Here is a 25,018-nt window from a genome sequence, read left to right as displayed (position 1 = left end):
GCTTCCTCGTTGGATTTGTGGTCTAGTAAACACCTTGAAGCCACTACAAGGTCAAGGCCGGTATCGGAGGGCCCATGAAAATCGGCGAATTGGCGAAAAACGCCCATTGCACGACCGAAACCATCCGCTTCTACGAGAAGGAAGGACTATTGCCCGAAGCGGAGCGCACCGAGGCCAATTACCGCAGCTATTCGGCGAAGCACGTCGAGCGGTTGCGCTTCATCCGCAATTGCCGTGCGCTCGACATGACGCACGACGAAATCCGCGCGCTGCTCAGTCTGACCGACGCGCCGGCCAACGGCTGCGGCGGCATCAACGACCTGATCGACGAGCACATTGCGCACGTCGATACGCGTATCGACGAATTGCAGCAGTTAAAGGCGCAACTGCGTGCGCTGCGCGAACAATGTCACGGCGAACAGGCGGTCGAAGACTGCGGCATCGTGCAAGGCCTCAGCGAAATGGACGTGAGCGCCCCGCGCGCGCGGCACACGCATCTCGGTTAATGCGGCATTCCGGTTTGTGCCGTCGGCGAATCAACCATCGAATCCAGTTGGAGAAGCAACGTGTTTACATGTAGAAATCAGTCCTGCGGCGCGCAGTGGGAGCAGTCGGACGTCGTCATCAAAAACGAGGGGCAGGGGCTGCTTTTCCGTTGCCCGCTGTGCGGCGCGCGCAATTACGTCGAACGTTTCGAAGGCGACGACGGCTCGGTGCTCTATGAGCAAATGGAAGGCCGCCCGTCTCCCGGCCCCATGGCCGAATAAGCGTCACTCGCCCGTATTTTTCTTTCGGCCTCGAGCCGATCACGAGTCATCATCTTATGAACAGTCCCATCACGGCCGGCGCGCCGTTCAGCCAACTGCCGCTGCCGGCCGCCGCGCTCGCAAATCTCACGCAGCTCGGCTACGTCGAGATGACGCCCATTCAGGCCGCGAGTCTGCCCATTGCGCTCGCCGGCCACGATCTGATCGCGCAGGCAAAAACGGGCAGCGGTAAGACCGCGGCGTTCTCGCTCGCGCTCCTCGCGCGTCTTGACGCGCGCAAGTTCGCCGTGCAGGCCATGGTGCTGTGCCCGACGCGCGAGCTTGCCGATCAGGTCACGCAGGAAATTCGCCGTCTCGCGCGCGCGGAAGAAAACATCAAGGTGCTGACCTTGTGCGGCGGCACGCCGATGCGGCCGCAAACCGCCAGTCTCGAACATGGCGCGCATATCGTGGTCGGCACGCCGGGCCGCATCATGGATCACCTGGAGCGCGGCAGCCTGCCGCTGCAATCGCTCAATACGCTCGTGCTCGACGAAGCGGACCGCATGCTCGACATGGGTTTCTTCGACGACATCGCAACCGTCGTCAGGCAATGCCCGAAAGAGCGGCAAACGCTGCTTTTCTCGGCGACGTATCCGGAGGGCATTGTCAAGCTCAGCCAGCAATTCCTCCGGAATCCGAAGGAAGTGAAGTTGGCCGAGCGTCATGACGATACGAAGATCCGCCAGCGCTTCTATGAAGTGAGCGAAGACGAGCGTCTGCATGCCGTCGGGCTGCTGCTCAATCACTATCGCCCGGTGAGCACGCTCGCGTTTTGCAACACGAAGCAGCAATGCCGCGATCTGCTCGACGTGCTGCGCGCGCAGGGATTTCATGCGCTCGCGCTGCACGGCGAACTCGACCAGCGCGAGCGCGATCAGGTGCTGATCCAGTTCGCGAATCGCAGTTGCTCGGTGCTGGTCGCGACAGACGTCGCCGCGCGCGGCCTCGACATTGCGCAACTGGAGGCGGTGATCAACGTCGACGTCACGCCCGATCCTGAAGTGCACGTGCACCGGATCGGCCGCACGGGCCGCGCCGATCAGGAAGGCTGGGCATTGAGCCTCGCGAGCATGGACGAAATGGGCCGTGTGGGCGGTATCGAGCAGGCACAAAAGCGCGAGGTCGAGTGGCACAAGCTGTCCGAACTCACGTCAACGAGCAATGAGCCGCTTTTGCCGCCCATGGAAACGCTGCAGATTCTCGGCGGCCGCAAGGAAAAAATCCGTCCCGGCGACGTACTCGGCGCACTCACGGGCGAGGCCGGTTTTGCCGGTTCGCAAATCGGCAAGATCAACGTGACGGAGATGTCGACCTATGTGGCGGTTGAACGCAGCATTGCGCGTGAAGCAGTCCGCAAGCTGAGCGCGGGCAAGGTGAAGGGCAAGAAAGTGAAGGTGCGGTTGATGGACGACGCCTGATCTGCTCGCGCCCGCGCATCACATCCCGTCATGCCGCCGGAATGTCCCGCCGCCTTTTCTTCTGCCCAACGCGCCTGCCAGCCGCCCGCCCGCTGCGCTGCCCCTTCGCGCAAGCCATGAAATAAACGCATGCGCGGCATGACAAAGTTTCGATTGTGATGCTGCTTTGGCTGATGCCTAATCACTGAACCGGCACTCGACCGGAATGGCCGGCACGCGTACTGCGCCGCCGCCAGTCCGCCGCCGGATGGAGATAGGGAGAAGCCTTATGCAGAGCGCCATGCAAGCCCGCTCGAAATTGCCTGACGTCGGCACCACGATTTTCACCGTGATCGGCCAACTGGCCGCGCAGCACGACGCGCTGAATCTGTCGCAAGGCGCGCCGAATTTCGCGCCGGACGCAAAGCTGATTGACGGCGTCGCGCACGCCATGCGCGCCGGCCATAACCAGTACGCGCCGATGTCCGGCATCGCCGCGCTGCGCGAAGCGCTCGCGGACAAAGTGCAGACGCTCTACGGCGTGCGTTATGACCCCGCGAGCGAAGTGACCGTCATCGCAAGCGCGAGCGAAGGTCTTTATTCGACCATCAGCGCATTGGTCCACCCGGGCGACGAAGTGATCTACTTCGAGCCTTCGTTCGACAGCTATGGACCGATCGTGCGGCTGCAAGGTGCAACGCCTGTGCCGATCAAGTTGTCGCCCGACGACTTTCATGTGAACTGGGACGAGGTGGCCGCGGCCATCACGCCGAGGACGCGCATGATCATCATCAACACGCCGCACAATCCGACCGCGACCGTGTTCGGCGAGGCGGACATCGCGCGCCTCAAGGCGCTCACGCGCAACACGGACATTGTGATTCTGTCCGACGAAGTCTACGAACATGTGGTGTTCGACGGCGCGAAACATCAAAGCATGGCGTGCCACAGCGAGCTGGCCGAGCGCAGTGTGATCGTGTCGTCGTTCGGCAAGTCGTATCACGTCACCGGCTGGCGCGTCGGCTATTGCCTCGCGCCCGCCGAACTGATGAACGAGATCCGCAAGGTGCATCAGTTCATGGTGTTTTCCGCCGATACGCCGATGCAATACGCGTTCGTCGATGCATTGGCCCATCGCGAGAGCTACCTCGGCCTGTCCGCGTTCTATCAGCAAAAGCGCGATCTGCTCGCGCATGGGCTGCGCGAATCGCGCTTCGAGTTGCTGCCGAGCAAGGGCAGCTTCTTCATGCTCGCGCGCTTTCGCGGTTTCTCGAACGAAAAGGACAGCGATTTCGTGTTGCGCCTGATTCGCGATGCGCGCGTGGCGACCATTCCGCTGTCCGCGTTCTACAGCGACGGCACCGATTCGGGCCTGATTCGCCTGAGCTTTTCGAAGGACGACGCCACGCTGATCGAAGGCGCGCGCCGTTTGTGCGAGATCTGACACTGGCTGCATACTCGTGCGACGGCGGCTTTTTTGAACGCAGTATCATCGGCGCGCTGTTGCACATTCACACGCTGCGTGTTCGTACTACTACTCAACCGAAGGAAAGGGACTTGCCATGAAACTGCTCAAGCCTCTGTTGGCGCTGGCCTGCGCATTCGCGTCGCTGGCGGCGTCGTCCGGCGCGATTGCCGCCGATACATCGACGCTGCGTTTCGGGCTCGAAGCGCAGTATCCGCCGTTCGAATCCAAAGGTCCTAACGGGGAGCTGCAAGGTCTCGACATCGACGTCGGCAAGGCCGTGTGCGCAGCCGCGCATATGACCTGCAAATGGGTCGAGACGTCATTCGACGGTTTGATCCCTGCGTTGCAGGGCCGCAAATTCGACGCGATCAATTCGGCGATGAACGCCACCGAGCAGCGCCGCCAGACCATCGACTTCACGACGGTTGTTTATCGCGTGCCCACGCAACTGATCGCGAAGCGCGACAGCGGTCTGCTGCCGAGGGCCGAAGCGCTGAAGGGCAAGCGTGTCGGCGTGTTGCAGGCGTCGATTCAGGAGACGTTTGCGAAGACGCATTGGGAGCCCGCCGGCGTCACCGTCGTGTCGTATCAGGATCAGAACCAGGTTTACACGGATCTGGTCGCGGGGCGCCTCGACGCAACGCTCGTGCTCGCACCCGCGGGGCAAACCGGTTTTCTGTCGAAGCCGAGCGGCAAGGACTACGCGTTCGTGGGACAGCCGGTGCGCGACGACAAGATTCTCGGCAGCGGTATCGCGTATGGCATCCGCAAGGGCGACACGGCACTGCGGGAACGTTTGAACGCGGCCATCGCGAAGGTGCAGGCCGACGGCACGGTGAAGGCGCTCGCTGCGAAATACCTCGGCGATATCGACGTTTCCGCGAAGTAACGGCCCGCGGTGTGCAGGTTCGGCACCGCGCGAGCGGGTGTATCCATTGGATGCGGGCGCAACGAAATCGCAGCGTGACCTACTCGCTCCCGTTTTCCACCACGCGGCCCTCCGCGCGCCAGCGCAGCATGCCGCCCGCGAGGTTGGCCACGTCGTTAAAACCGGCCTGGCGCAGGATCACCGTGGCTTGCGCCGACCGGCCACCCGCGCGGCACACGGTCACGATGGGGCGATCTTTCGTGAGTTCCGCGGTGCGGGCGGCCAGATTGCCGAGCGAAATGAGCCGCGCGGCGGGAATGCGGCCAAGCGGCCCGTTGAACTCGTCGGGCTCGCGCACGTCGACGATCTGCACGGAACGCATATTGTCTTCGAGCCATTGCGGGCCGATTTCCCAGATGCCCGCAAAGGTGTACACGAGCGGCGCCCAATCCGGCTCCGCCGCTTGCGTGGGGTCGCTCGCAGCGACGCCGCACTTCAGGTTCGCCGGCACCGCAATGTCGATCTGCTTCGGATGCGGCAGCCGCAAATTCGTCACATAGCCGACGAAATCGTCTTCACACAGTTCGCCGCCAAGGCGCGGATTGAAGCTGCGCTCTTCGCCGACGCTCGTGACCGTCAAGCCGCGATAATCGTGGGCCGGATACAGCAGGCACGTGTCGGGCTGACTGAAAATCTGGCTGTGGATGGCGCGGAACATCGCGCGCGCGTCGCCGTGCTGGAAGTCGGTGCGGCCCGTGCCGCGAATCAGCAGGCAGTCGCCGGTGAACATCATCGTGCCGTCGTCGAGCGCGAGGCTGATGCAGCCGTTGGTGTGGCCCGGCGTCGCGCGTACTTCCAGGTAGCGCGTGCCGAACTCGCATCGGTCGCCATGGTTCAGATAGCGGTCCGCACCTTCCGCGCCGCTTGCTGCCGATATCGCAATCTGGCTGCCCGAGCGGCGTTTGTGCATCCACGCGCCCGTCACGTGGTCGGCGTGCACGTGCGTGTCGATCGTATAAAGCAGGCGCAGCCCGAGTTCCTTGATCAGCGCGGTGTCCCGGCGCACCTGCTCGAATACCGGATCGATAAGGACTGCTTCGCGCGTCGCACTGTCGGCGAGTAGATAGGTGTAGGTGGACGATTGCGGGTCGATCAGTTGGCGGAAGATGAGCAAGGGTTTTCTCCGTGAGCACGCATCGTCAAGTGTACCGGGCGCGGGGCGCGCCCGGCTTCACGGCGCTGCCGGCCTCACCGCGGCTGTGCGACCGTCCGCAAATACGGCTTCAAGGTCTTGAAGCCTTCGGGGTACTTCTTCGCGGCATCCTCGTTCGAGACGGACGTCGGAATGATGACATCATCGCCCGGCTTCCAGTTCACCGGCGTGGCGACCGCATGCTTCGCGTTCAGTTGCAGCGAATCCAGCAGACGGAGCACTTCGTCGAAGTTGCGTCCCGAACTCATCGGATACACGAGCATCGCCTTGACCTTCTTGTCGGGTCCGATGATAAACACCGAGCGCACCGTCGCATTGTCCGCCGCGGTGCGCGTGCCGCCGCTCGCATTCGGGTGGATCATGTCGTAGAGCTTCGCGACGTTGAGGTCGGCATCGCCGATGAGCGGATAGTTGACCGCGTGGCCCTGCGTCTCTTCGATATCCTTCACCCATCTCTCGTGATCGCTCACTGGGTCGACGCTCAGACCGATAATTTTCGTGTTGCGTTTTTCAAACTCCGGCTTGAGGCCGGCCATGTATCCCAGCTCGGTGGTGCAGACGGGCGTGAAGTCCTTGGGATGTGAAAAGAGAACCGCCCACTGGTCGCCGATCCATTCGTGGAAACGGATGGTGCCTTCAGTGGTGTCGGCGGTGAAATCCGGAGCTTCTTCTCCAAGTCGAATCGACATCGTCATCCTCCATGGGAATGCGCCGGGCAATGCGCCGATTCTCGGAGCGGCGATTCCCGGGCGGCCTGACTGTTTGATCAGGCGATTGCATGACTCACGATCAGCCTCCAGCCGGTTCGGTGTCTTGCCGCGGGAGGACCTTGCACGCGCGTGGAGGCGGGCGTCTTCGCCGGATTGCTGTGGTGCGGAAACACACGGATGCGCCACGCGTCGCGCTTAAAGCGTAGGACAAAAAAGCGCGCCGCTCTAGCCAGCATGCAGGGGTAATCCGCCGCGCCTGCCGGTTACGTCTCGCTCCACATGCGCAGCAGGTTGTGATAACAGCCGACGAGCGTGCGGCGCGCGGCGTCGTCCGCATTGGACGCGTTCAGCCGCTGGATTGCACCGTCGAGGTCGAACAGCATCGCGCGCTGCGTATCGTCGCGCACGAGGCTTTGCACCCAGAAGAAGCTCGATACGCGCGCGCCGCGCGTGACTGGCCGGACCTGGTGCAGGCTCGTGCCCGGGTAAACGATGGCATGGCCGGCGGGCAGCTTCACTTCCTGCACGCCGAAAGTATCTTCGATCAGCAGTTCGCCGCCGTCGTATTCGTCCGGCGGCGTGAGGAAGAGCGTGACGGACAGGTCGGTGCGCACGCGCGCGCCGCTGCCGGGCACAAGGCGAATGGCGCCGTCGACATGGCTGCCGAAGTGCATGCCGCCTTCATAGCGGTTAAAGAGCGGCGGATAAACCTTGTTCGGCAACGCGGCGCTGATAAAAAGCGGATGCCGCTCGAGCGCCGCGATGATCCTGTCGCCCATTTTCAGCGCGATCGGCGAGCCTTCTGCGATCTGCTGATTGCGCTTGACGGGCGCGCCCTGGTAGCCGGCCGTTGCGCGGCCGTCCACCCATGCGTCCGCGGCCGCTTCGAGATGCGCGCGCATCGCGGCGGCGTCGGCGGGGGTGAATACGTCGGGGATGGAGACAATCATCGTTCGAGTTTCCTGCGAAACCGCGCGCCTTTTGCTGCCTGGTGAAGCGGGAAGCGGCAAGACGCGCGGCGTGCGTGGCGTCGATCGCGGGTTGCGGCGATCAGAAGAAACGGTAGTTTACCGTCGCGAGGAACGTGCGGCCGTTGCCCGGCGCCGCGCGTCCGCCGTCCGACGGAATCAGCGCGTCGTAGTAGTTCTTGTCCGTGATGTTCAGCACGTTGAACTGGACGTCGTACTTTTTCGCGTGATACGCGGCCATTGCGTCCCAGCGCGTATAACCGCCCACCTGCACGAAGTTGTTGTTCGCGGCGTAGCGCGACGACGTGTAAATCGGCCCGCCGCCGATTTCCCAATGCGGCGTGAACGCATACGTGGTCCACAGCGTGAGCATGTTGCGCGGCGTGTTCGCGGGCGTCTTGCCGGCGGTGCCGTCGAGCGCCTTCAGAATCGTCGCGTCCATATACGTGTAGCCGCCGAACACTTGCCACTTGTCGGTGATGTGGCCCGCGACGCCGAGCTGGTAGCCGCGCACGCGCACGTCGCCGTCGAGCGTGTAGCTGCCGTCCGCGTTCAGCGTGCGCGCGTTGGTCTTTTCGATGTTGAAAAGCGATTGCGTGACGGACAGGCCGCCGTTCAGCAGATCCCACTTCGCGCCGACTTCATACGACTTGTTGTGCTCCGGCGCGAGGTTCTGCGTGTTGTTCGTCACCGTGAGTGCTTCGAGCGACGGATTGAAGGACGTGCCGTACGACAGGTAGTACGACTGCCAGTCGGTCGGTTGCCAGATGACGCCGCCGCGCACGCTCGTGAAGTAGTTGGTCTGCGTGGCGTACGAAGGCGAATTGATCGAGTTGTGAATCGACGCCTCGTAGCGGTCCCAGCGCACGCCGCCCACCACCTTCCAGTGCTCGCCGATGGACACCGTGTCGTTCGCATACACGCCGATGCCGTTTGCGCTCGACTCCGCGAGGTTCGTCGCCACCGTTTTCGCGTTCGACGGACGCGTCGTGTACGAAGGGTCGACGAGCGGCACGATCGCGATCGTGTTCGACGGCAGGCCCGGCGTGGTGGTCGCGAAGCTCTGGTTGCTGTAGGTCTCGTGGCTCAGGTCGACGCCCGCCACCACTTCATGCTTGATGAAGCCGGTGTTGAATTTGGCCTCGATGTCGGTCGAGTTGTAGACCGAGTGATCGTTGATGTTGCGGTCTTTGCCTTGCAGCTTCACGAACAGTTTCGACGGATCGATGCTCGTGTAGTTGCCGTTGGTGAGTGCCGTCGACGTCGGCAGCGGACCCGTCAGCACCGACGCCGCGTTGGTCGCGCGCGCTTCGGTGCTGTAGTGGCTGAATTGCGTCTGGTTGCGCAGTTTCAGGCTGTCGTTGAAGCGATGTTCGATGCGTGCGTTGAGTGTCTGCACGTCCTGGATTGTGCGGTCGTCGGTGAAGCCGTAGAACGTGCCGCGATTGACGGGCGCCGGATGGCCGTTGAGCGCCGGCACGCCATAGTCGGGCTGGTCGCGGTTATGCTGGATCAGCGCGGACAGCGTGATTTCCGTCGGCGTGCCGATGCCGAATTTGACTTCCGGCGCGACGCCGTAGTCCTTGCTCTTCATCACGTCGCGCGAGGAGCCGAGGTCCTGGCCGAACGCGTTGATCCGGAAGGCGGAAGTCGACGTGATCGGTGTATTCAGGTCGACGGTGGTGCGGTAGCGATCGTGCGTGCCGGCTTGCACGGACACGTCGGCGCGCGGTTTCAACGTGGGCTGTTTGCTGACCTGGTTGATGACGCCGCCCGTCGAGCCGCGCCCGAAGTAGAGCGAGGACGGGCCGTAGAGCACGTCGATCGATTCGAGGTTGAACGTGTCGCGATAGTACTGGCCGCGGTCGCGGAAGCCGTCGAGGTAGATGTCGGTGCGCGCGGAGAAGCCGCGCAGGTTGATGTTGTTGCCGATCTGGCCGCCTTCCGCGGCGCCGATGGTGATGCCCGGCACGTTGCGCAGCGCGTCGGTGAACGAGCTCGCGGCCTGCGATTGCAGCACCGACTTCGGCACCACGACGGCGGCTTGCGGAATGTCGCGCAGGGCGGTCGGCACTTTGGCGCCGACGCTCGAGACGTCGGCCGCGAATTCCGCGGGCGTGGCGCTTTGACCCGTCACCTTGACCGCGGGCAGCGTGGCGCTATCGGCGGCCTGATTTGCGGCGGAAGGGGACGCGGAAGCGGATGATGCGGGCAGCGCGCCGGTCGCGGGCGTGGCTGTCGTTTGAGCGTAAAGCGGCGTCGCGAACGCGACCAGAACGGCCGCCGCGAGAGGCGTGTTTCGGAACATCTCAATACCCTGTCGTTGTCGCTATTGTTCTGATTCGACGGACGCCCGCGCCGTGGCGGCATCGGCAGGTGGACTGCCGGAGTCTGCCGCAAGGGATGGTGGGCCCGTCGTCATGCTCTCAAATGAGAATCAGTATCATTGCATGGATGATAATCGTTCGCAATAATTTGTTACGCATGGGTAACGGAGGGATGGGGGTTGTGTGGTGGGGTTGGAGAAGGCGGGGAGGTGCAAAGCAAAAAAGGCCGGTCAGCTTTCGCTGACCGACCTTTCAAATTCTTTGGTGGGGCGTGAGTGACTCGAACACTCGACCTACGGATTAAGAGTCCGCTGCTCTACCAACTGAGCTAACGCCCCAACAGAAGCGAAATTATGCAGTAACTTTCCGACCTTGCCAAGCCCCTTTAGCAGATTTCTTAAAAAAAACGCCACTTCAAGCTGGAGTAACTCCTCAACGAAAGCGACTGTCTTCAAAAAGACGTCGCGTCCGGCGTCCCGGTATCATGTCGCGGACAGTTGCCGCTCTTGCTCCGCGCGGCTTTCGACGGGAATCGCCATGGACGACAAAGAAACACTCGAACTGCTCGACCGCGTTCTCGCGCCGTGGGTGCGCGGGTTGGCGCTCACTCCCGTCAAGGCCGACGCAGAAAGCGCCACGCTGCGCCTCCCGTTTGCCGGCGCCCTGCGTCATTCGGGCGGCGTGATCTGCGGTCAGGTGTTCATGGCGGTCGCCGACACCGCCATGATCGTCGCCATTTCGGCCGCGCTCGGCGGCTTCAAACCGATGACCACCGTGTCGCTCAACATCAGCTTCATGCGCGCGGTGCGCAAGGGCGACGTGCTGGTCACGGCGCGCGTGCTGCGCCTCGGCCGCAATCTCGTATTCGGCGAAGTGGAACTGTTCGACGAGACGGGCGCGATGGCCGTTCACGCCACCACGACCTACGCGTTGCTCGAGTAACCCGGCACACCGGCCGCCTCGCGGCATGTGACAAAGCAGTCAAGGAAAAGAGGATGTTCGATCAGGTCGTATTCGCCGGCGGCGGCAATCGCTGCTGGTGGCAGGCGGGTTTCTGGGACGTCGTGCAGCCGGAGTTGCGCATCCGTCCGCGCGTCATCACCGGCATTTCGGCGGGCGCCGCCACCGCGTGCATGCTCTACACGCGCGATTCCGAATGGGTCATGCGCTACTACGAAAACGCGCTGCGGCACAACTCGCGCAACGCGTATTGGGGCAATCTGCTACGCGGTCAGTCGGTGTTTCCGCATTACCGCATTTATCGCCAGGCGCTGCTTGACATCTACGGCGAGAAGTTTTCGTCGCTTGCGAAGGCGCCCGAAATTCGCATCGGCGTGTCGCACCTGCCGCGCTGGCTCGGCGCACGCAGCGCGGTCGCCGCAGGGCTCATCGCGTACAACATCGAAAAATATGTGCGAAAAACGCTCCACCCCACGCTTGGCCAGACGCTCGGTTTTCACCCGGAATTCGTGCGCGCGCAAGATTGTGCGACTGTCGAAGATCTCGCCGATCTGATCCTGCAATCGTCGAGCACGCCGCCTTTCACGCCGGTCTTGCGGCGCAACGGCCGGCCGGTGCTCGACGGCGGCATGGTCGACAACGTCCCCGTCGGCGCGCTCGACGCGGACGCGCCCGGCAATGTGCTCGTCATGGTCACGCGCCTTTATCCGCGGCCGCAGATGTTCGTCGTCCCGCACGGCGTGCAGCAACGGCTGTATGTGCAGCCGTCGCGCAAAGTGCCGATTTCGAGCTGGGACTACACGAGTCCGTCGCAGATGGTGCATGCCTACAACCTCGGGCGCGCGGACGGCGAGACCTTCCTCCAGCGCATGCCGGATCTGCAGGAATTCGCCGCCTGAGGTGAGCGCGCCGGCGCGCTGCGCAGAACTCTTTGTAGAGCGCCGGCGCCAACCCCGCTAGCGCCGGCGTCCGCCCTGCAACGCTTCCGGATTGGCCACGCTGGCGGTGTCGCCGGCGTCGAAAGCAAGAATGTTCTTGAACGCAGCGCTGAAGTACAGCTCATAGCTCTCGCGCTCCACGTAGCCGATATGCGGCGTGCAGATCACGTTCTCCATGCGCAGCAGGCTGTAGCCCTGCAGAATCGGCTCGCTTTCATACACGTCGATGGCGACCATGCCCGGCCGGTTGTGCGACAGCGCGTTGACGAGCGCGTTGTCGTCGAGCAGCTCGGCGCGGCTCGTGTTCACGAGCAAGGCGGTCGGCTTCATGCGCATCAGGTCTTCCTGCTTCACGATGCCGCGCGTGTCGTCGTGCAGACGAAGATGCAGCGACAGCACGTCGCTCTGCTCGAACAGCGCTTCGCGGCTTTCCGCTACGCCATAGCCGTCCTGACGCGCGGCTTCACGCGAATGCTCGCGGCCCCAGATCAGCACATTCATGCCGAAGGCCTTGCCGTAGCCGGCGACGAGCCGCCCGATCTTGCCATAGCCCCAAATGCCGAGCGTCTGGCCGCGCAGCACCTGGCCCAAGCCAAAGTTAGGCGGCAACGCGGAGGTCTTGAGCCCGGACTGCTGCCAGGCGCCCTGCTTAAGGTTCGCCACGTATTGCGGAATGCGCCGCTGCGCCGCCATGATGAGAGCCCATGTAAGTTCGGCCGGCGCGATGGGCGAGCCGCTGCCTTCCAGCACGGCGATGCCGCGCTCGGTACAGGCGGCGAGATCGATATGGCTCGACACTTTGCCCGTCTGGCTGATCATGCGCAGACGCGGCAGTTTATCGAGCAGTTGCGAGCTGACGCGAGTGCGTTCGCGAATCAGCACGAGCGCGTCGACCTCGGAAAGACGGCTCGCCAGCTGACCCAGTCCCCGGACAGTGTTGTTGAAAACTTTTACCTCATGATCCGCCAGCAATTGAAAGCAGTCGAGCTTACGTACGGCGTCCTGATAGTCGTCGAGGATGGCAATCTTCATGGTATGTATCTTGCGCCGCACCATAGCGGTGCGGGAACGGAGTGTTATGCTGACTGTCCCACCATGTGACCCAGGTCACATGCCGGTCTGGCTGAATGGCTTACCGTAGAAACTGCCGCGTAGAACGACAGCGCTACGGCAAGGCCGATTGACATCGTTTTTAACAGTTTGTTGCGTGTTGAGGCAAGCCGCTTTACAGACGGTTGCAGACGCCCGTCCCGTGTGGCTTTGCCGGACAAACTGCATTGAAGCCCGTGATGACCTGCGCAATTGCGCGCCGGTTTGTAAAAACCAGCGCGACCAGTTCAATGCCTCTCGCATGCAGCGTCGCCGGGCTTGTACCGTTTTCCAATCCCTACAAACGGAGACAAGTCGATGAATCTTCCATCATTCGAGGCACATCCCACAGCCCAAGCGTCAGTAGAAGCGCCAGCGTGGGTCAAACATCGGAAACTGATCGACTGGGTTCAGCGCGTGGCGGCCATGACGAGGCCGGACAAGATCGTCTGGTGCGACGGTTCGCAGGAGGAATACGACCGCCTATGCGCGCAGATGGTGGAAGCCGGTACGCTCAGAAAGCTCAATCCCGCGAAACGTCCCAATTCGTATCTCGCCTGGTCCGATCCTTCCGACGTCGCGCGCGTCGAGGATCGCACGTTCATTTGCGCGGAGCGCCGCGAGGACGCCGGGCCGACCAACAACTGGGTCGCGCCCGATGAAATGCGTGCCACGCTCGACGGTTTGTTCGACGGCGCCATGCGCGGCCGCACCATGTATGTGGTGCCGTTTTCCATGGGCCCGCTCGGCTCGCCTATCGCGCATATCGGCGTGGAGCTGAGCGACAGTCCGTACGTGGTCACCAACATGCGCATCATGACGCGCATGGGGCGCAAGGTGTACGACGTGCTCGGCGAAGACGGTGAGTTCGTGCCCTGTGTGCATTCGGTCGGCGCGCCGCTCGAAGCGGGCGCGAAAGACGTGCCGTGGCCGTGCAATCCGACCAAGTACATCGTCCATTTTCCGCAGACGCGCGAAATCTGGAGCTACGGCTCGGGCTACGGCGGCAACGCGTTGCTCGGCAAGAAGTGCTTTGCGCTGCGCATTGCATCGACAATGGGCCGCGACGAGGGCTGGCTCGCCGAGCACATGCTGATTCTCGGCGTGACCTCGCCCGAGGGACGCAAGCACCACGTGGCGGCGGCGTTCCCGTCGGCGTGCGGCAAGACCAACTTCGCGATGCTGATTCCACCCGAGGGTCTCAACGGCTGGAAAATCTCGACCATCGGCGACGACATCGCGTGGATCAAACCAGGCAAGGACGGCCGCCTGTACGCGATCAACCCCGAGGCCGGCTACTTCGGCGTCGCGCCGGGCACGAGCGAAAAAACGAACTTCAACGCCATGGCCACGTTGAAGGAAAACGTGATTTTCACGAACGTGGCGCTGACCGACGACGGCGACGTCTGGTGGGAAGGCATGACCGACGAGCCGCCCGCGCATCTCATCGACTGGCAGGGGAAGGACTGGACGCCCGCGAGCGCGAAGGAAACCGGCCGCAAAGCCGCGCATCCGAACGCGCGCTTCACGGCGCCGGCATCGCAATGTCCGTCCATCGACGCCGACTGGGAAAATCCGGCGGGCGTGCCGATCGACGCGTTCATCTTCGGCGGACGCCGTTCGACCACCGTGCCGCTCGTCACGGAGGCGCGCAACTGGGTCGAGGGCGTCTACATGGCGGCCACCATGGGTTCGGAGACGACCGCCGCGGCCGCCGGCCAGCAAGGCGTGGTGCGCCGCGACCCCTTCGCGATGCTGCCGTTCTGCGGCTACAACATGAGCGACTACTTCGGCCACTGGCTGAAAACGGGCGAACGCTTGCAGCAATTGAACGCGAAGCTGCCGAAAATCTTCTGCGTCAACTGGTTCCGCAAGAGCGCCGACGGGAAATTCGTCTGGCCGGGCTTCGGCGAGAACATGCGCGTGCTCGGCTGGATGGTCGGCCGCATCGAGGGCACCGCGCAGGGCGAGGAGCATGCGTTCGGCGTGTCGCCGCACTATGAGGACATCGACTGGAGCGGTCTGGAGTTCAGCCGCGAACAGTTCGAACAGGTCATTTCCGTCGACGACGCAGCGTGGCGCGCCGAGCTCGCGCTGCACAGCGAACTCTTTGACACGTTGCAGCAAGGCCTGCCGCCGGCGCTTACGCAGGCAAAGAGTCAGCTGGAGAGCAAGCTCGCAGCCTGAGCATGTGAGTACTCACTACGCTACAAGAGCCGCCTTCGGGCGGCTTTTGCTTTGGCGGCAACCGTCGTGACGCGATGCGAGGCCGAAGCGCGCGCACGCGATCACGTTGCATCTGTTCGAACCATGCCCTGCCGCAAGCTGCGCCGCAGCAAATTGTTTCGTGTCGCGGAACAATCGGGACTCTTGCCCCACATTTGGGCGCACAGTCGCACGAAATTTGACGAGATTTCCGCTTTTGCGGGCAACTTCTGCACGATTGCGCGAGTCGTAGGAGAATCCCTAGTTCGCTTCCAATGGTTATCACCAATTGTCAGGAAGCCGTAACACGGCAGGAGTTGTCATATGGATCATTTGCAGTCGATGCGAGTTTTCGTCAAAGTGGCGGATCTCGGCAGTTTTGCCCGCGCTGCGAGCGCGATGGATATCTCCAACGCAGTTGCCACCCGTCACGTTGCCGACCTCGAAGGGCGTCTTGGCACGCGACTGCTCAACCGTACAACCCGCAGTTTGTCGCTGACCGAATCCGGTCAGGTGTATCTCGAACGCGCGCGCCAGATTCTCGACGAACTGGAAGACGTCGAACAGATGGTGGTCGCGCGCAATCACGAACCCGTCGGCACGTTGCGCATTGTCGCGCCGGTTGTGTTCGGCCTGCATAACCTCGCGCCCGTTCTGCAAACGTACGCCGAGCGTTATCCGAAAGTCATTCCTGACGTAACGCTCGTCGACCGCCAGGTCGATCTGGTCGAAGAAGGTTTCGACGTCGGCGTGGTGATCGCGCGGCAAATGCGCAGCGCGAGCATTGTCACGCGGCGCTTGACCACGGGCTGCATGACCGTGTGCGCGACCCCGGCGTATCTGGAGAAGCACGGTACGCCCACGCGTCCGGAGCATCTGCTCGAGCATCCGTGTCTGAGTCTGCCCTCCGAGTATTGGGGCGACGAGCGCGTGTTTACCGGTCCCGAAGGCGAAGTTCGGGTGCGTCCGTCGAATGTGATCGTGGCCAACAATACGGAGATGCTGCGTCAGTTTGCGCTGCTCGGCATGGGCATCGCGATTCTGCCGAGCTATCTGATCGGACGCGACATGACGCGCGGCCGGCTGGTGCGCCTGCTCGGCGACTACCGTTTGCCGCAAGTCGAGATCAACATTGCGTATCCGAGCCGGCGCCATTTGCCGGCCAAGGTCCGCACGTTCATCGATCATCTGGTCGAGCATTTCAGCCAGACGCCGAACAGCCTGCTCGGCGAGCAGTGGATCAAGGACGGCGTAGGACATCCGGCGGCGCCGGCGTCGTTCGAAGCAGCGGATGCTTCCATGCCGCCCGAAGCGTTCGACGGTGCAGAACCGCTGTCGCGTCTTCTGGACAGCGAGCTCTCGCCGGTGCCGAAGACGTTGGCCAAGCCGGCGAACCGCTCGCGGCGTTGACGCCGCTGTAAAGGCAACCTTGCGTGCAGGGCAGTGCGCGCAAGACCTGGCGCGTTGCCGAATGCATGAAAAAAGCGCGGTCACCTGATAGGCGATCGCGCTTTCTTGTTAGAAGCGGCGGGTCAGCACAGCGCGGCGTGCACAGAACCTGCATGACAGGCTCGCCGCGCCGGGCTCATGTCCAACCGATTACGAGCCGGTCTTGCGAGCCGCCGTCTTTTTGGCCGGCGCCTTCTTTGCTGCTGCCGTCTTTGTAGCGGGTGCTTTCTTCGCAGCGGCCTTTTTCGCGGCCGGCGCGGCCTTCACCGCGACCGGTGCTTCGTCGTCATCGGATTCGAACTCAGGGCCGCCGGCTTTTGCTGCCGATTTCACTGCCGATTTCGCCGCCGCCGTCTTCGCAGCCGTCTTGGCCGACGGCTCTTTCTTCTCGAATTCGAAGCCGATCTTGCCGTCGTTCTGCTTGACGAGGAACGCCTTGAAGTTACGACCCGTGCGCGACGACTTGAAGTTCGTCAGCAGGTCGGTGCGTCCTTCTTCGAGCAGCTTCGCCATCTGCTCGCGGGCAATCTCCTGTTGCAGGATGACCTTGCCGGAGCGGAAGTCGCACATCTTCGGATTCGCGACCGAGTTCTCGCAGACGTAGCTCATGCCGTGCTCGAACACGCGGCCCTTGCACTTCGGACACGCGCCCACCGGCGCCTGATCGGAGAAGTCGGGCGGTTCGCCGTCTTCGCCGCCCGCGTCCTGACCGAAGTCGAACTCGAGCTTGTAGTTCTTGATTTCGTCGTCGAGTGAAAGCTTGAGGATCGCCGAGAACGGCCGGCCCATCTTGCTGCGGAAACCCGACAGCGGTCCGATCGTCTTGTTCTTCAGCAGTTCCTCGACTTCCTCGATCTCGAACTGGCGGCCGCCCGGAATCTTCGAAATGGAGAACTCGCACTTCGAACACGCGAAGCGGCGATAATTCTCCTTCACCTGGCCGCCGCAATTCGGACACGGCGTTTGCAGCGTCGCGTAGTCGCCGGGAATCGTGTCGGAGTCGTACTCTTTCGCGCGCTTCACGATGGTCTGCGTCATGCGGGCGATTTCCTGCATGAACGCGTCGCGCGGCAGATTGCCGCGTTCCATCTGCGACAGTTTGTATTCCCACTCGCCGGTCAGTTCGGGCGCGGTCAATTCCTTCACGCCGAGGCCGCGCAGAAGCGTCATCAACTGGAATGCCTTCGCGGTCGGAATCAGATCGCGGCCTTCGCGAATCAGATACTTCTCGCCCAACAGCCCTTCGATGATGGCGGCGCGCGTAGCCGGCGTACCGAGCCCTTTTGCAGCCATGGCTTCGCGAAGCTCGTCGTCTTCCACGAGCTTGCCTGCACCTTCCATCGCCGAGAGCAAGGTGGCTTCGTTATAGCGTGCCGGCGGCTTCGTCACGAGCTGCTGCGCGGCGATCTTGTCGGTCTTGACCTTCTCGTCCTTCTGCACCGGCACGAGGTTGGCGTCTTCACCGCCGGTCTCGCGGCCGTAGATTTGCAGCCAGCCCGGCTCGACGAGCACCTTGCCTTCGGTCTTGAAGTGATGACCGACGACTTCGGTGATACGCGTCGTCACGCGGAACTCGGCTGCCGGGAAGAACACGGACAGAAAGCGCTTCACGACCAGGTCGTACAGCTTCTGCTCGGGCTCGGACAGATTCTTGGGCGCTTGCAGCGTCGGGATGATAGCGAAGTGGTCGCTGATCTTCGAATTGTCGAAGATGCGCTTGTTCGGTTTCACCCAGCCCTTGTCCAGCACCTGCTTGGCAAACGGCAGGTAGTTGTTGCTCTCCTTGAGCATGCCGAGCGTCTGCTTGACCGTCTCCATATAGTCTTCGGGCAGCGCGCGCGCGTCGGTCCGCGGATACGTCAGCACCTTGTGCTTTTCGTAGAGCGCCTGCGCGAGACCCAGCGTGTTTTTCGCCGAGAAGCCAAAGCGGCCGTTCGCCTCGCGCTGCAGGCTCGTGAGGTCGAAGAGAGCGGGCGAGAGTTGCGTGGACGGCTTCGATTCTTCAGTGACCGTGCCGATCTGGCCGCGGCAGGCCGCGACGATGGTTTCCGCCGCGGGCAGCGACCACAGACGCGAGTCGCGTTTTTCAGGATCGAACTCGTCGCGCTTGAACTTCGGGTCGAACCAGCGGCCCTCGTAGAAACCGGCCGCACAGACGAACTCCGCCTTCACTTCCCAATAGTCGCGCGGCACGAAGCGGCGAATCTTCTCCTCGCGCTCGACGACGATAGACAGCGTGGGCGTCTGCACGCGCCCCACGGTGGTGAGGAAAAAGCCGCCGCCCTTGCTGTTGAACGCGGTCATCGCGCGCGTGCCGTTGATGCCGACGAGCCAGTCCGCTTCCGAGCGGCAACGCGCGGCGTCGGCGAGCGGCTGCATTTCCTCGTCGCTGCGCAGACGCGCGAAGCCGTCGCGGATCGCCGCGGGCGTCATGGATTGCAGCCACAGCCGCTGCACCGGCTGTTTGGCTTTCGCGTGCTGCGCGATCAGGCGGAAAATCAGCTCGCCCTCGCGCCCCGCGTCGCATGCGTTGATGAGGCGGTCAATATCCTTGCGCTTGAGCAGCTTGGTCAGCACCTTCAGGCGCGACTCGCTCTTCGCGATCGGATTCAGATCGAAATGCGGCGGAATGACGGGCAGATTGGCGAAGCTCCACTTGCCGCGCTTCACTTCGTATTCTTCGGGCGCGGCGATTTCCAGCAGATGGCCCACTGCCGACGAGAGCACGTACTCGTCGCTCTCGTAGTATTCGTCATGCTTGGTAAAACCGCCCAAAGCGCGCGCGATGTCGTTCGCGACGGAAGGCTTTTCGGCGATGATCAGTGCTTTGGACATGACTCGATGTGAGGTTGGTATATCCGGGTGGGTGGTCTTGAGCGCGCCCAGGCGGCGCGACCCTCGTTTGCGACCTTGCTACCCATTAACGACCGCTTTATAGCACACGGCGCCAAAGCGGCGTGTCAAGTGCCATAAAAGCGCGCCATCATAATTGCGCGCTCAGCAATTGGGCAAGCTGCGGCAAACGCGCGGTGCGCCGGTCGCAACGGCCGTGCCGCTGAGCCATCGGCGCTGCCCCGGCGCGTCGCCTGCAGTTGTCGGACGAGTGGCGAAAGCGGCCGACGTGCGGTCAACGCGCGGCCATCCGGCGGCGCTCAAGCGGCTCTCAAGCGGTGCTTAAGCGGCTCTGAGGCCGCGCTCACGCGGCCGCCAGCGCCGGCCGCAACTTCGGCGCGCCGACCACGCCCGGCAGCGCGGTCAGGTCCGACAACATCCGCTCGACGATAGCTGCCTGCGGCAAAACAGTGCCGAAAAAGCGTGTCGTTACTGAGTCTTCGATCAGGATGGTCGGAAAATTCTCGACGTCCAGATCGTCGAATCGATCTGCATGCGTTTCGATGTCGATCCATGCGAAACAGATGTCGGGATGCCGCTCGGCCAGCTTGTCGAATGCCTCGCGGTACTCGCGACAGGTTCCGCACCACTCCGCGCACAGGCAGGCGACGAACAGCGTGTCGGGCTCGTTGACGCGCTCGGCGATCCGGTCTTGGTCGGTGTCGAGATTCAGCGCGGGCATGGTGGTTCCTCAGTTGCTTGATCGAATGCTTTGGCGCGAATGTAGCATGGCCGGTCTGCGACAGTGGTCGAGCCGGGAGCGCCGAGCCGCGCTCGAGCCGCCCTCGCGCCTTAGCTGTGGCTCGCCCGCGTATAGCGGCCGCCGGGCAGGGCGCTGATGTGGCCGGCCAGTTCGAGCTGCAATAGCGTCGTCTGCAGGATCGCGTAGTCCATCTCGGTGCGCGTTGCAAGAATTTCAAGGCTGGTGGGCGCGTGGCCGAGCGCGGCCAGGAGGCGCTGCGCGTCGGGGTCGGACGGGGCGGGCGCGTGTGAGCCGTGCGTTCTGGTGGCTGCCGGGCGGGATTCCGCCGACGCGTAAGTAGCCGTGTCAGCGTATTTGTCGGCGCTGGCCGCCGAGCGTGCCGATGCGCTGTCAGGCTCTCTGTTTGACGCGCTGTCAGACACCTTGTGAGACGCATCGTCGGGCGTGGAGAACACCGCATCGGCTAACGCGCCAGTCCCGCCCCTTTGCCCACGAATGCCCGCCCCGGGAGGCGACGCAGGCGCGGAAATCGGCGCTGCTTTCGCAAACCCGAGTTCCTCCAGCACCTCGTCAGGCGTCTCGACGAGCTTTGCCCCCTGCTTGATCATTCGATGACACCCGCGCGACAGCGGCGCGTGGATCGAGCCGGGTAACGCAAAGATGTCGCGGCCCATCTCGTTGGCGAGCCGCGCGGTGATGAGCGAGCCCGAGCGCATGGCCGCCTCGACAATCAGCACGCCGCTGACCAGCCCGGCGATCAGCCGGTTGCGCTGCGGGAAGTTGGCGGCGCGCGCCGGCGTGCCGAGCGGCCATTCCGACAGAATGGCGCCTTGCGCGGCAATCTGCCTTGCGAGCGCGTGATGCGCGGACGGATAGACGAGATCCGCGCCCGTGCCGATTACCGCGACCGTACTGCCGATACCGTCGAGTCCGCCGCGATGCGCCGCGCCGTCGATTCCTTGCGCGAGTCCCGACACGACGGTCACGCCTGCCGTGGAAATCGTGCGCGCGAAGCGCTCCGCATCTTCCAGACCTTGCGGCGTCGCGCTGCGGCTGCCTACCAGCGCGACCGCACGCCTGTGCAGCAGCTCGAGCCGCCCCTTTATATATAGCAGCGGCGGCGGGTCGGGCATGGTCAGGAGCGCGGGCGGGTAAGCCGGGTCGTCGAGCGTCACGATCTGATTGCCGGGCAGTTCCCGCCAGGCGATCACCGCGTCGAGCTGGGCGTCGAATTCAGGGCCGGTGGGAGCCAGCGCCGCGCGCGCCGCGGCCTCGCCAGCAATCGCGGCGAGCGTTTCATGCTCCTGCTGCAAAATCGCCGCGGGGAGGCCGAAGGCGCTCAGCAAGAGGCGCAGCGCCGCGGGTTTGAGTCCCGGCGCGAGAGAGAGCCGCAGCCACGCGGCAAGTTCCAATTCCGTTGAAGGCAAGGTGTGCATTGCGGGTCGATCCTCCTGCAGGGCCAGCGGGCAGGCGGGCGCCATGCTAAAATTTTCATCATCCGAAATAACGGTAGCGCCGCGCCCACCCGCGCGGGCTCGTCGTCTGCGCGCGGGGCGCGTTGAATCGAACCGGTTCGACAGCATCTATCGTGTGCGTATTGCGACGGGCCCACAACCTGGCCGAATGGCCAACGCGAGCCTTCCCGCGGTCAGCGGCGCCGAAAATCACACTCGAAATCATGGCCTTACTGAACATCCTCAATTACCCGGACAAACGGCTGCACAAGGTTGCGAAGCCGGTTGAAGAGGTCAACGACCGTATCCGCCGCCTCGTCGCGGATATGGCGGAGACCATGTACGCGGCGCCGGGCGTCGGCCTCGCGGCCACCCAGGTCGACGTGCACGAGCGCGTGATCGTGATCGACGTATCGGACGCGCACGATCAGCTGCTCGCTTTCATCAACCCGGAAATCATCTGGTCGAGCGACGAGAAAAAGCTGTCGGAAGAGGGCTGTCTCTCGGTGCCCGGCATTTACGACAATGTGGAGCGCGCGGAGAAAGTGCGCGTGCGCGCGCTGAACGAGAAGGGCGAAACGTTCGAGCTGGACTGCGAGGGCTTGCTCGCCGTGTGCATTCAGCACGAGATGGATCACCTGATGGGCCGCGTGTTCGTCGAATATCTGTCGCCGCTCAAGCAGACGCGCATCAAGAGCAAGATGAAGAAGCTCGCCCACGCAATGTGATGCGCGCCTGTTCCGATACCCGCCGCCTCTCCCGCTCATGAGTCATTCGTTGCGCGTTGTCTTCGCCGGTACGCCGGAATTCGCCTCGGCTGCGCTGGCCGCCATCCACGGTGCCGGTTTTCCTGTGCCGCTCGTGCTCACGCAGCCCGACCGGCCGGCGGGGCGCGGCATGAAGTTGCAGGCGAGCCCCGTGAAGCGCTACGCCGTGGAGCACGGGCTCGCTGTCGCGCAGCCGCCGTCGCTGCGCCGCGCGGGCAAGTATCCGGGCGAGGCCGCGGCTGCCATCGAGCAGTTGCGCGCCACGCCGCACGACGTGATGGTGGTGGCCGCTTACGGCCTTATCCTGCCGCAGGAAGTGCTCGATATCGCGCCGTTCGGCTGCATCAACATTCACGCGTCGCTGTTGCCGCGCTGGCGCGGCGCGGCGCCGATTCACCGCGCGATCGAGGCAGGCGACGCCGAAACCGGCATTACCCTCATGCAGATGGACGCCGGCCTCGACACGGGCGCCATGATCTCCGAAACGCGCACGCCCATTTCCGCCGACGACACCACCGCCAGCTTGCACGACCGCTTGGCGCAAGACGGCGCAAGGCTGATCGTCGAGGCACTCGCCGAGCTGGAACGCAGCGGCAAGCTGAGCGCTACACCGCAACCCGCCGACGGCGTGACCTACGCCGAGAAAATCGGCAAGCACGAAGCCGCGCTCGACTGGCGCCGCCCGGCCGCGGCGCTGGCGCGTCAGGTGCGCGCATTCGACCCGTTTCCGGGCGGCGTGGCGACCCTTGAGGACGGCACGGCGATCAAGATCTGGGCCGCTTCCGCGGAAGTCGTGAAAAGCACCGCGGCGCCCGGCACGCTCATCAGCGTTTCTCCCGAAGGTGTGCTCGTGGCCTGCGGCGAAGGCGCGCTGCGTCTCACGCAACTGCAAAAACCCGGCGGCAAACGTCTGCCGGTGCGCGAATTCCTGGCCGGCTTTGCGCTCGCGCCGGGGCAGCGTTTCCAACTTCCGGCGGCAAATTAACACGGGGCGGCGGCGCTCCGCCATCGTCCGTTCGGCCGATGGCGAGCGGCCCCCGCCGGGCGCGCGCCGCGCGTTAGAATTCTCGTTGCGCAGCCAGTTTTTCGAGGATTCCCATGTTCGGCATCACCCATTTCGAGTTTTTCGTCGTTGCCGTTTTCCTGCTGAATGTCACGCCCGGGCCGGATACGGCTTATATCGTCGGGCGTAGCGTCGCGCAGGGCCGCGGCGCCGGGCTCATGTCCGCGCTCGGCATTTCGGCGGGCTGCTGCGTGCACTCACTGGCTTGCGCGTTTGGCCTGACGGCGCTGCTCGCGGCGTCGGCCACGGCATTCACGGTCATCAAGTTCGTGGGCGCGATCTATCTGATTTATCTGGGCGTGCGCCTCATTTTCGCGAAGCCTGCCGCCGACGAAGCCCGCGGCGAAGCACGCGCGGCCGGCGCGCCCAAGTCGCTGCGTCAGCTTTTCTTGCAAGGCTTCTGGACCAATGTGCTGAACCCGAAGGTCGTGCTCTTCTTCGTGTCGTTTTTCCCGCAGTTCGTGGCCGCGGGCACGGAGCAGAAGGCGCTCGCCTTTCTCACGCTCGGCGCGGTGTTCGTGGTGATGAGCATGATCTGGAACAGCTTCGTCGCGTGGATCGCCGGCAGTGTGACGCAGCGCTTCTCCGGCAAGCCCTCGGTGAAGAAGTGGCTCGACCGCGGCGTCGGCAGCGCCTTTGTCGGCTTGGGGATCAAGCTCGCCACCGCATCAAGATGATTGAATTTTCCGTGCGCGCCCATATCTAACATTTCGCTTACAATCGGGCGCCGCGATGATGCGGCACAGAGATAAACCCCGCGTTAGGGCAAGGAGTGGCAGACATGTTCAATTGGGTCAAAACCGCGATGTTGATGGCCGCGATCACGGCCCTTTTCATCGTGATCGGCGGAGTGATAGGCGGCTCGCGCGGCATGACGATCGCGCTCGTCATTGCGCTCGGGATGAATTTTTTCTCGTACTGGTTCTCGGACAAAATGGTCTTGCGCATGTACAACGCGCAGGAAGTCGACGAAACCAGCGCGCCGCAGTTCTATCGCATGGTGCGTGAGCTGTCCACGCGGGCCGGCTTGCCGATGCCGCGCGTGTATCTGATCAACGAAGACGCGCCGAACGCCTTTGCCACCGGCCGCAATCCGGAGCATGCGGCGGTTGCCGCGACCACCGGCATTTTGCGCGTGCTGTCCGAGCGCGAAATGCGCGGCGTCATGGCGCACGAACTCGCGCACGTGAAGCATCGCGACATTCTGATTTCGACGATATCGGCCACCATGGCCGGGGCGATTTCCGCGCTCGCGAACTTCGCGATGTTCTTCGGCGGCCGCGACGAAAACGGGCGGCCGGCGAATCCGATTGCGGGCATTGCCGTTGCGCTGCTCGCGCCGATCGCCGGCGCGCTCATCCAGATGGCGATTTCGCGCGCGCGCGAATTCGAGGCGGATCGCGGCGGCGCGCAGATTTCCGGCGACCCGCAGGCGCTCGCCTCGGCGCTCGACAAGATTCATCGCTATGCGAGCGGTATTCCGTTCCCCGCGGCGGAACAGCATCCCGCCACCGCGCAGATGATGATCATGAACCCGCTGTCGGGCGGCGGCATCGCCAATCTGTTTTCAACGCACCCGGCGACGGAAGAACGCATCGCGCGTTTGATGGAAATGGCGCGCACCGGGCGCTTCGAATAAGCGCAGGCGCGCGGCTGCCTAAGCGTCGGGTCAAGGCGGGTCTTCGGACTCGCCTTTTTGTTTGCCGAAACCGGCCTGCACCGGCTGCCCAGGCCTGCC

At 63.5% G+C, this 25,018-nt stretch carries 21 protein-coding genes and 1 tRNA gene; 13 read left to right on the top strand and 9 right to left on the bottom strand.

Annotated elements, in window-relative coordinates:
* Window positions 1–74: 74 nt before the first annotated feature.
* The 5 genes from cadR (at window position 75) to HV711_RS16610 (ending at window position 4,563) form a co-directional block, all read left to right on the top strand.
* Window positions 75–506 carry a Cd(II)/Pb(II)-responsive transcriptional regulator gene (gene cadR, locus HV711_RS16630; protein WP_035482057.1) on the top strand — a complete coding sequence of 144 codons (432 nt, stop codon included), beginning with the start codon at window positions 75–77 and terminating at the stop codon, window positions 504–506.
* A 60-nt stretch (window positions 507–566) separates the two neighbouring features.
* Window positions 567–767: a hypothetical protein gene (locus HV711_RS16625; RefSeq protein ID WP_013586792.1), complete on the top strand. Its 201-nt coding sequence runs from the start codon at window positions 567–569 to the stop codon at window positions 765–767.
* Between the two features lie 56 nt (window positions 768–823).
* The gene (gene dbpA / locus HV711_RS16620) at window positions 824–2,227 is read left to right on the top strand and encodes an ATP-dependent RNA helicase DbpA (protein ID WP_028362095.1); all 1,404 of its coding nucleotides are present in this window, start codon (window positions 824–826) and stop codon (window positions 2,225–2,227) included.
* A gap of 268 nt (window positions 2,228–2,495) precedes the next feature.
* Window positions 2,496–3,650, top strand: a complete 1,155-nt coding sequence (locus HV711_RS16615) for a pyridoxal phosphate-dependent aminotransferase (protein ID WP_035482056.1) — start codon at window positions 2,496–2,498, stop codon at window positions 3,648–3,650.
* 118 nt (window positions 3,651–3,768) lie between these two features.
* A complete protein-coding gene (locus HV711_RS16610) occupies window positions 3,769–4,563 on the top strand; it encodes an ABC transporter substrate-binding protein (protein ID WP_035482055.1) in 795 nt (264 codons plus the stop codon).
* Window positions 4,564–4,642: 79 nt separating this feature from the next.
* Here HV711_RS16610 and HV711_RS16605 read toward each other — a convergent pair whose 3' ends face one another.
* The 5 genes from HV711_RS16605 to HV711_RS16585 all read right to left on the bottom strand — a co-directional run bounded on the left by HV711_RS16605 (window position 4,643) and on the right by HV711_RS16585 (window position 10,098).
* A complete protein-coding gene (locus tag HV711_RS16605) occupies window positions 4,643–5,716 on the bottom strand; it encodes a rhodanese-like domain-containing protein (protein ID WP_035482053.1) in 1,074 nt (357 codons plus the stop codon).
* Between the two features lie 74 nt (window positions 5,717–5,790).
* Window positions 5,791–6,444: a peroxiredoxin gene (locus HV711_RS16600; RefSeq protein ID WP_028362091.1), complete on the bottom strand. Its 654-nt coding sequence runs from the start codon at window positions 6,442–6,444 to the stop codon at window positions 5,791–5,793.
* Between the two features lie 284 nt (window positions 6,445–6,728).
* Entirely contained in the window at window positions 6,729–7,415 is a 687-nt protein-coding gene (locus HV711_RS16595) for a Fe2+-dependent dioxygenase (protein WP_035482051.1), read from the bottom strand.
* A 100-nt stretch (window positions 7,416–7,515) separates the two neighbouring features.
* Window positions 7,516–9,741, bottom strand: coding sequence for a TonB-dependent receptor (locus HV711_RS16590; protein WP_035482047.1), 2,226 nt, complete (start codon window positions 9,739–9,741; stop codon window positions 7,516–7,518).
* A gap of 281 nt (window positions 9,742–10,022) precedes the next feature.
* Window positions 10,023–10,098: transfer RNA gene (locus HV711_RS16585), tRNA-Lys, on the bottom strand.
* Window positions 10,099–10,297: 199 nt separating this feature from the next.
* Here HV711_RS16585 and HV711_RS16580 point away from each other — a divergent pair.
* Together HV711_RS16580 and HV711_RS16575 are read left to right on the top strand one after the other, a co-directional pair.
* Window positions 10,298–10,702 (top strand): PaaI family thioesterase, encoded by a 405-nt coding sequence (locus tag HV711_RS16580; RefSeq protein ID WP_035482044.1) that lies wholly within the window; start codon window positions 10,298–10,300, stop codon window positions 10,700–10,702.
* Window positions 10,703–10,755: 53 nt separating this feature from the next.
* Complete coding sequence (locus HV711_RS16575; protein WP_013586801.1) at window positions 10,756–11,619, top strand: patatin-like phospholipase family protein; 864 nt, start codon at window positions 10,756–10,758, stop codon at window positions 11,617–11,619.
* 57 nt (window positions 11,620–11,676) lie between these two features.
* Here the strand turns inward: HV711_RS16575 and HV711_RS16570 are convergent, their stop codons facing one another.
* Window positions 11,677–12,690, bottom strand: coding sequence for a D-2-hydroxyacid dehydrogenase family protein (locus HV711_RS16570; RefSeq protein WP_035482073.1), 1,014 nt, complete (start codon window positions 12,688–12,690; stop codon window positions 11,677–11,679).
* A gap of 375 nt (window positions 12,691–13,065) precedes the next feature.
* On the opposite strand from HV711_RS16570, the gene HV711_RS16565 reads away from it, so the two are divergent.
* Together HV711_RS16565 and HV711_RS16560 are read left to right on the top strand one after the other, a co-directional pair.
* A complete protein-coding gene (locus HV711_RS16565; protein ID WP_035482042.1) occupies window positions 13,066–14,934 on the top strand; it encodes a phosphoenolpyruvate carboxykinase (GTP) in 1,869 nt (622 codons plus the stop codon).
* Between the two features lie 342 nt (window positions 14,935–15,276).
* Window positions 15,277–16,362 carry a LysR family transcriptional regulator gene (locus HV711_RS16560; protein WP_035482040.1) on the top strand — a complete coding sequence of 362 codons (1,086 nt, stop codon included), beginning with the start codon at window positions 15,277–15,279 and terminating at the stop codon, window positions 16,360–16,362.
* 189 nt (window positions 16,363–16,551) lie between these two features.
* Here the strand turns inward: HV711_RS16560 and HV711_RS16555 are convergent, their stop codons facing one another.
* The 3 genes from HV711_RS16555 to dprA all read right to left on the bottom strand — a co-directional run bounded on the left by HV711_RS16555 (window position 16,552) and on the right by dprA (window position 21,432).
* Entirely contained in the window at window positions 16,552–19,236 is a 2,685-nt protein-coding gene (locus HV711_RS16555) for a DNA topoisomerase III (protein WP_035482038.1), read from the bottom strand.
* Window positions 19,237–19,597: 361 nt separating this feature from the next.
* Window positions 19,598–19,975, bottom strand: a complete 378-nt coding sequence (locus HV711_RS16550; protein WP_013586806.1) for a thioredoxin family protein — start codon at window positions 19,973–19,975, stop codon at window positions 19,598–19,600.
* A gap of 110 nt (window positions 19,976–20,085) precedes the next feature.
* The gene (dprA, locus tag HV711_RS16545) at window positions 20,086–21,432 is read right to left on the bottom strand and encodes a DNA-processing protein DprA (RefSeq protein WP_035482036.1); all 1,347 of its coding nucleotides are present in this window, start codon (window positions 21,430–21,432) and stop codon (window positions 20,086–20,088) included.
* Between the two features lie 242 nt (window positions 21,433–21,674).
* Between dprA and def the strand changes: the two genes are divergently transcribed.
* The 4 genes from def (at window position 21,675) to htpX (ending at window position 24,919) form a co-directional block, all read left to right on the top strand.
* A complete protein-coding gene (gene def / locus HV711_RS16540; protein WP_013586808.1) occupies window positions 21,675–22,178 on the top strand; it encodes a peptide deformylase in 504 nt (167 codons plus the stop codon).
* Window positions 22,179–22,215: 37 nt separating this feature from the next.
* A complete protein-coding gene (gene fmt, locus HV711_RS16535; protein WP_028362085.1) occupies window positions 22,216–23,202 on the top strand; it encodes a methionyl-tRNA formyltransferase in 987 nt (328 codons plus the stop codon).
* A 113-nt stretch (window positions 23,203–23,315) separates the two neighbouring features.
* Window positions 23,316–23,957, top strand: coding sequence for a LysE family translocator (locus tag HV711_RS16530; RefSeq protein WP_035482032.1), 642 nt, complete (start codon window positions 23,316–23,318; stop codon window positions 23,955–23,957).
* 104 nt (window positions 23,958–24,061) lie between these two features.
* Window positions 24,062–24,919: a zinc metalloprotease HtpX gene (gene htpX / locus HV711_RS16525; protein WP_013586811.1), complete on the top strand. Its 858-nt coding sequence runs from the start codon at window positions 24,062–24,064 to the stop codon at window positions 24,917–24,919.
* The last annotated feature ends 99 nt before the right edge of the window (window positions 24,920–25,018 follow it).

The organism is Paraburkholderia phenoliruptrix, from assembly GCF_902859825.1.
GTDB classification, from domain to species: Bacteria; Pseudomonadota; Gammaproteobacteria; order Burkholderiales; family Burkholderiaceae; genus Paraburkholderia; species Paraburkholderia phenoliruptrix.
The sequence above is the reverse complement of the archived record's forward strand: the minus strand, read 5'-3'. Positions and strand labels throughout refer to the sequence as shown.

Bases quoted from the DNA above. Each gene is read 5' to 3' on its own strand.
- cadR (WP_035482057.1), top strand. From the start codon at position 75: ATGAAAATCGGCGAATTGGCGAAAAACGCCCATTGCACGACCGAAACC.
- dbpA (WP_028362095.1), top strand. From the start codon at position 824: ATGAACAGTCCCATCACGGCCGGCGCGCCGTTCAGCCAACTGCCGCTG.
- HV711_RS16615 (WP_035482056.1), top strand. From the start codon at position 2,496: ATGCAGAGCGCCATGCAAGCCCGCTCGAAATTGCCTGACGTCGGCACC.
- HV711_RS16610 (WP_035482055.1), top strand. From the start codon at position 3,769: ATGAAACTGCTCAAGCCTCTGTTGGCGCTGGCCTGCGCATTCGCGTCG.
- HV711_RS16600 (WP_028362091.1), bottom strand. From the start codon at position 6,444: ATGTCGATTCGACTTGGAGAAGAAGCTCCGGATTTCACCGCCGACACC.
- HV711_RS16595 (WP_035482051.1), bottom strand. From the start codon at position 7,415: ATGATTGTCTCCATCCCCGACGTATTCACCCCCGCCGACGCCGCCGCG.
- HV711_RS16590 (WP_035482047.1), bottom strand. From the start codon at position 9,741: ATGTTCCGAAACACGCCTCTCGCGGCGGCCGTTCTGGTCGCGTTCGCG.
- HV711_RS16580 (WP_035482044.1), top strand. From the start codon at position 10,298: ATGGACGACAAAGAAACACTCGAACTGCTCGACCGCGTTCTCGCGCCG.
- HV711_RS16575 (WP_013586801.1), top strand. From the start codon at position 10,756: ATGTTCGATCAGGTCGTATTCGCCGGCGGCGGCAATCGCTGCTGGTGG.
- HV711_RS16570 (WP_035482073.1), bottom strand. From the start codon at position 12,690: ATGAAGATTGCCATCCTCGACGACTATCAGGACGCCGTACGTAAGCTC.
- HV711_RS16565 (WP_035482042.1), top strand. From the start codon at position 13,066: ATGAATCTTCCATCATTCGAGGCACATCCCACAGCCCAAGCGTCAGTA.
- HV711_RS16560 (WP_035482040.1), top strand. From the start codon at position 15,277: ATGGATCATTTGCAGTCGATGCGAGTTTTCGTCAAAGTGGCGGATCTC.
- HV711_RS16555 (WP_035482038.1), bottom strand. From the start codon at position 19,236: ATGTCCAAAGCACTGATCATCGCCGAAAAGCCTTCCGTCGCGAACGAC.
- HV711_RS16550 (WP_013586806.1), bottom strand. From the start codon at position 19,975: ATGCCCGCGCTGAATCTCGACACCGACCAAGACCGGATCGCCGAGCGC.
- dprA (WP_035482036.1), bottom strand. From the start codon at position 21,432: ATGCACACCTTGCCTTCAACGGAATTGGAACTTGCCGCGTGGCTGCGG.
- def (WP_013586808.1), top strand. From the start codon at position 21,675: ATGGCCTTACTGAACATCCTCAATTACCCGGACAAACGGCTGCACAAG.
- fmt (WP_028362085.1), top strand. From the start codon at position 22,216: ATGAGTCATTCGTTGCGCGTTGTCTTCGCCGGTACGCCGGAATTCGCC.
- HV711_RS16530 (WP_035482032.1), top strand. From the start codon at position 23,316: ATGTTCGGCATCACCCATTTCGAGTTTTTCGTCGTTGCCGTTTTCCTG.
- htpX (WP_013586811.1), top strand. From the start codon at position 24,062: ATGTTCAATTGGGTCAAAACCGCGATGTTGATGGCCGCGATCACGGCC.